The sequence below is a fragment of the Bifidobacterium sp. UBA6881 genome (assembly GCA_002451435.1).
Lineage (GTDB): Bacteria > Actinomycetota > Actinomycetes > Actinomycetales > Bifidobacteriaceae > Bifidobacterium.
On record DKCF01000043.1, the window covers coordinates 17,371 to 23,734 of the forward strand.

Genomic DNA, 6,364 nt, shown 5'->3' on the forward strand with positions numbered 1-6,364 from the left:
ACCAGTCACCATGCTCAGTCCGAACGGCCAGTTTGAAAGCCCAAAGCCTTTCCGCGAAAAGGTGGGAGACGCCAAAAGATAAAAGACGCCTAAATTTGCGCGCGCTTCTCCCCCGCCGCGATCTCCGCCGCGACAAGGTCGTCGTCCACGGTGCGGTCGGTCGGATCGTCGAGATAATGGTCGAATTCGTGCAGCACTTCGGCGCTGGGAGCCGGAGTGAGCAATGAGACCACCACGATGAACAGCATGGAGATGATGAACGCCGGCAGCAGTTCGTAGATGGCGAAGACGCCGCCGAGCGGCTTGATGAGGTTGTGCCAGATGAGCACGGTCGCGGTGCCGGAGAGCATGCCCGCAATCGCACCGTACTTGTTGGTGCGACGCCAGTACAGCGAGGCGAGCATCAACGGGCCGAAGGATGCGCCCAGACCGGCCCACGCGTAGGAGACCACCTGGAAGATCGAGGAGTTCTGGTCGAACGCCACCACGATGCCGAAGATGAACATGACGAGCAGCGTGATGCGCGCCACCATCATCACCTGGCGGTCGGTGGCCTTGCGGTGCAGCAGGCCGCGGAAGATGTTCTCACCGACCGCGGAGGCGCCGATGATCATGTAGGACGACGAGGAGCTCATGGACGCGGCGAAGATGCCGGACACGACGATGCCGCACATGAAGCTCGGCAGCAGCGCCTGCGACACCACGATGAAGATGTTCTCCGCCGCGGACTGCGTGACGAACTGGGTCGGCATCATGGCGCGGCCGACCAGACCGATGCATACGCCGCACGCCAGCGAGATCACGCACCAGGTGGTGGCGATGATACGGGACTTCTTGATCTCCTCGGAGCTGCGGATCGACAGGAATCGCACCAGCACCTGCGGCATGCCGAAGTAGCCGAGGCCCCACGCGAGCATGGAGATCATGGTGATCACGCCGTAGTCGGCCGGTGCGCCGAACATGGCCCGGCCGGCCTTGATGATCTGCTCGCCGGCGTCGTTGAGCACCGGCGTGGCCATATGCGTGCCGTCGAGGAAGCCCGGAATGGCCTTCAGCACCGCCACGGTGTTGTCGACGCCGCCGACGGACGCGATGGAGCCGACGAACACCACGGCGAGGGCGAAGAACATGAGCAGACCTTGGATGAAGTCGGTCACGACCACGGACAGATAGCCACCGATGATGGTGTAGGCGAACACGATGGCCGCGCCGATCACCATGGTCAGGTGGTAGTCCCAACCGAACAAGGTGGAGAAGAGCTTGCCTACCGTCACGAAGCAGCTGCCGACGTACACGCAGAAGAACACGAGGATGATCAGCGCCGCGATGGTGGAGACGATGTTCTTCTTGTCGTGGAAGCGCTTGGAGAAGAAGTCCGGCACGGTGATCGCGTCACCGGCCACCACCGAATAGCGGCGCAGTCGCTTGGCGACGATCTTCCAATTGAGGTAGGTGCCGATCGCCAGTCCGAGCGCGGTCCACAGCGGATCCGCGGCACCGGTGAAGTAGGCGAGGCCGGGCAGTCCCATGAGCAGCCATCCGCTCATGTCGGAAGCCTCGGCGCTGAGCGCGGTCAGCCACGGTCCGACGCCACGCCCGCCCGCGAAGTACTGTCTCGTGGACGAGTTGGAACGTTTGGAGTACACGAAGCCGATCGTCAGCATGGCCGCAAAGTAGATGACCATGGCCATAAGAACCCAGATGTCTTTGGAAACCACGTTCCATTTCCTCTCTCGTCAAACACCGATCGCATCAGCGCCGATTATCGCTGGCGAAAAACGTTGGTTCGACCCAATGTAACCGTTCGATATGGCATCGAACCCCAATCGTCTCACGCTCAGAGCCGAAATATGGGCATCATTCATATCAGGCAACCCCGAAAATACCCCCGAACATGACTGCTCAGATGTCGTATCGCCAGGATTTGTCGGTGATGACGCGAGCCATGGCCAAGCCGATCGGCAGGCAGATGATCACCATGAACGCGCGGAACGCCCAGTCGAGCGCGTTCAGCGTATCGAACTGGCCAAGGTGGAACATCGCCTGGTACATATACAGACCGGGCACCATGATCACGATGGATGGGACGGTCAGGCAAATGCGCGGATAGCCCAGATGGGGCGCGAGCCAACCATGTCGCACCGAAGAGCGCCACGCGGAGGCAAGCAGACCGGCAAGCAGCGCGCCGAGGAAGGCGCCGGCTTCGGCGGGGACGCCGGCATCGACGATTTCAAGACGCAGCGTATCGGTGATCGCGCCGATGGTGGCCGCGACGAGGCACATGCGCTGCGGCGAGTTGAACATCACGGAGAATCCCCATACGCCGATGAACGCGAACACCATGCGCAGCAGGCAATTGACGACGGGGTTCAAACCGAGTGGTTCGAAGCCTTCGGGGTTCAGATGCACGATTGAGGCGACCATCCATCCCGCAAGCGTCGCCATGAGGATGATGCACAGCACGTAGCTGACGCGTTGGATGCCTGATGGGAAGTCGATTTTCGCCATGTCGAGCCCGCCGGTGATCAGCGGGAATCCGGGGATGACGAATAGCATCGCGCCGATGTACGCGGTGTCGTGCTGCAATGCGACCGGATTGAAGATGCCGATGAGTCGCAGCATGCCGGTGCAGGCGAGCGCCGCGACGGCGACGCATACGAAGGTGACGAAGAACTGGTTGAGGTGGTGCGCGAACAGCTTGCGGCGCAGCCAGTGGCCGAGGCCGGCTCCGACGAACGCGCCGATCATATCGAAGGGGCCGCCGCCGAGCAGGAACACGAAGGACGCGCAGGCGCAGGCTGACGCGAGTCCGGCGAAGGCTGGCGAATACAGCGGCTTGCGGCGCTCGATCATATCGAGCCGCTCATGCGCCTGCCGCACGGTGACGCCCTGCGTCTCCCCCGCGGCCTTGCCGATGTGGTCGAAATGCTCGGCGTACTCCTTCGGCGGCTTGTGCTGGCGGGTTTTCCACGTCTTTCCCGCGGCCGCGTCGATGTCACGCATGTGGATCGGATGGGCGGTGGCGTCGCTGTCCTGCGTGTCTTCCGTCACCATCTCCAGCACGTCGAGGACGGGATCGTTGGCGTCTTCCTGTTTCTGTTCCGTTTTCTGCTGTTCCTTGAGCTGCTTCGACAGGTCGGCGGATACCTGCGAGGCGTCGCGCTTGTCGAGATGCTCCATCAGCCCTTCGGAAACGTCGGCTTGGCTGTGGTACATCGAGGATTTGCCGAGATTGACGTTGAACCAGTCGGCGAAGTGCTCCAGCAGCCAGATGCGTTCGGTGTTGACGCCGGTGGTCGGCAGATCGACGACTTCGGTGATGCGGTCCTTGCCGTCCGTGCAGGATGCTTCTATGTCGGTGAGATTGACGTCGGCACGCACGTGCACGCCCAGCGGATACGCGATGCGGTGCATCATTTCGCGCACGCGGAAGCTGCCGGTGCCCGCGCCGAGGTCGAGCATGCCGACGCGCACTACCACGCTGGCTTTCGCCGCGATGCCGGCTTCGGTGATGGGCTTGTCCCAATCGCGTTCGATGTCTTCCATGTCCAATGGAATGGAGTGGGTGTGGAATTTGCTGACCGCCGAAGCTCCCTGGAGCTGTTCAGTGCCGTGTTCTCGATTGTCTCTCTGTACGCTCACTCGTCCTTTTCTACTCTATGCGCCGATCATGCGCAATAGCGCGGGCAATCGCACAGCCGATGCGGCCGTCCATGGGGACTTTCGCGGAATGTCCAAAAAATAATCTCGAAAATGGACTTCGTAACACAAACGGCGATTTGCGCGCAGTAGAATCTGCGATTGCAATAACCACGTTGAACCAAGGGCTGTGGGCTCGCAACGATTTGGCCTCAACAACCGTGGAGGAGCCACGGGCGACCAAATAGACCGAGCAACCCGTCGTTCGACTAAGGAGGTTTGTTTTGGCAAAAGATGAACAGCAAATCGTGCCTGCCGATGCTTCCATTGTGGAAACCGGCACGGGCCGAAAGGCTCCGGAAGAGCACGATCTTCCTGACAAGCTGAAATACGACATGGATCTTTCCCTGAAGATCCTGCGTGACGTGCTCAACGAGTACGACCCCAAGCTGCTCAACATCTTCGACACCGTGCGTAAGTACGCGGTCGAGGCAAGCGACGAGCACTTCGGCGGCAACGCGAATCCGAATGAGGACGGTCTGGCCGAGGCCACGAAGGTCATCGACGAAATCGACCAGCACGACGCACAGCTGCTGGCCCGCGCATTCACCACCTACTTCCACCTCGCCAATCTTTCCGAGGAAAACTACCGCGTCTCCGCGCTGCGCGCACGCGAAGCCGAAGTGGCGGACAGCAATGCTGTCGACCCGGTCAACGAACTCACCGTCGCCTACCACAAGCTCATCAACGAGCTGGGTCCGGCCAAGGCCAAGGAGCTGCTGAACCGCTTGGAGTTCCACCCGGTCTTCACCGCGCACCCGACCGAAGCGCGCCGCAAGGCGGTGGAAGGCAAGATCCGCAGAATCTCCCAGCTGCTCGCCGTGCACAACCAGCTCGGCGGCTCCGACAAGAAGGAGAACAGCCGTCGTCTGTACAACGAGATCGACGCACTGTTCCGCACCTCCCCGATCGCGCTGAAGAAGCCGACTCCGGTCGAGGAAGCCGACACGATTCTCGACATCTTCGATTCCACGCTGTTCCACACCATCCCGCAGGTCTACCGTCGTTTCGACGACTGGCTGCTGGGCGACAAGGCCGGTCTGGAACCGCCGGAGTGCCCGGCGTTCTTCCACCCGGGAAGCTGGATCGGCTCCGACCGTGATGGCAACCCGAACGTCACCGCCAAGGTGAGCCGCCAGGTGGCCCGCAAGTTCAGCGACCACGTGCTGGCCGCGCTGGAGAAGGAAACCCGCACCGTGGGCAAGAACCTCACGATGGAGGCCCTCACCACGCCGGCAAGCGCCGAACTGAAGTCCCTGTGGAGCCATCAGAAGGAAATGAGCGAGCGTCTGACCGAAAAGGCCGCGCTGATCTCCACCAAGGAATTGCACCGCGCGGTCATGCTGGTCATGGCCGACCGTCTGCACTACACCATCGAGCGCGACGCCGACCTGATGTACCACTCCTGCGATGACTTCATCGCCGATCTGAAGACCGTGCAGCGTTCCCTCGCCGCGGCCGGCGCGAAGCGTTCCGCCTACGGCCCGCTGCAGAACCTGATCTGGCAGGCCGAGACCTTCGGCTTCCACATGGTTGAGATGGAGTTCCGTCAGCACTCCGTCGTGCACTCCCGTGCATTGGAAGACATCCGCGAGCACGGTCTGCACGGTGAGCGTGGCGAACTGCAGCCGATGACCCATGAGGTGCTCGACACCTTCCGCGCCCTGGGTTCCATCCAGAAGCGCAACGGTCTGAAGGCCGCCCGCCGTTACATCATCTCCTTCACGAAGAGCGCCCAGAACATCAAGGACGTGTATGAGCTGAACCGTCTGGCCTTCGCGCATCCGGAGGATGTGCCGACCATCGACGTGATCCCGCTGTTCGAACAGCTTGAGGATCTGCAGAACTCGGTGAACGTGCTTGAGGAAATGATCAAGATTCCTGAGGTGCAGGCTCGTCTGAAGGCGACCGGCGGCAAGCTGGAAGTCATGCTTGGCTACTCCGATTCCTCGAAGGACGCCGGCCCGACCTCCGCCACGCTGGCCCTGCATTCCGCCCAGGAGCGCATCGCCAAGTGGGCGAAGTCCCACGACATCGATCTGACCCTGTTCCATGGCCGCGGCGGCGCCGTCGGTCGTGGTGGCGGCCCCGCCAACCGTGCGGTGCTCGCCCAGCCGGTCGGTTCCGTGAAGTGCCGCTTCAAGCTCACCGAACAGGGCGAGGTCATTTTCGCCCGCTACGGCAACCCGGTGCTGGCCGTCCGCCACGTCGAGTCCGTCGCGGCTGCGACGCTGCTGCAGTCCGCGCCGAGCGTGGAGAAGCGCAACACCGACATGACCGAGAAGTACGCCGACATGGCCAGCAAACTCGACGAGGCCGCCCACGAGCGCTTCCTCGACCTGCTGAACACCAACGGCTTCGCCCCGTGGTTCTCCACCGTGACGCCGTTGACTGAGATCGGCCTGCTGCCGATCGGCTCCCGCCCGGCGAAGCGTGGTCTGGGCGCCAAGTCCCTCGACGATCTGCGCACCATTCCGTGGATCTTCTCCTGGGCTCAGGCCCGCATCAACCTGGCCGCATGGTATGGCCTGGGCACCGCGTGCGAGAAGTTCGGCGACCTGGAGACGCTGCGTAAGGCGTATGAGGAATGGCCGCTGTTCTCCACGTTCATCGACAACATCGAGATGTCGATCGCGAAGACCGATGAGCGTATCGCCCGCATGTA

The 6,364-nt window shown here is 62.0% G+C and carries 3 protein-coding genes; 1 reads left to right on the forward strand and 2 read right to left on the reverse strand.

Annotated elements, in window-relative coordinates:
- Positions 1-89: 89 nt before the first annotated feature.
- Together B3C64_RS03710 and B3C64_RS03715 are read right to left on the reverse strand one after the other, a co-directional pair.
- Positions 90-1,685: a sodium/proline symporter gene (locus B3C64_RS03710; RefSeq protein ID WP_291533824.1), complete on the reverse strand. Its 1,596-nt coding sequence runs from the start codon at positions 1,683-1,685 to the stop codon at positions 90-92.
- A gap of 217 nt (positions 1,686-1,902) precedes the next feature.
- Positions 1,903-3,546: a threonine/serine ThrE exporter family protein gene (locus tag B3C64_RS03715; protein WP_291533826.1), complete on the reverse strand. Its 1,644-nt coding sequence runs from the start codon at positions 3,544-3,546 to the stop codon at positions 1,903-1,905.
- Between the two features lie 377 nt (positions 3,547-3,923).
- Between B3C64_RS03715 and B3C64_RS03720 the strand changes: the two genes are divergently transcribed.
- On the forward strand, positions 3,924-6,364 hold a 2,441-nt coding region (locus B3C64_RS03720; RefSeq protein ID WP_291533822.1), incomplete at its 3' end, for a phosphoenolpyruvate carboxylase.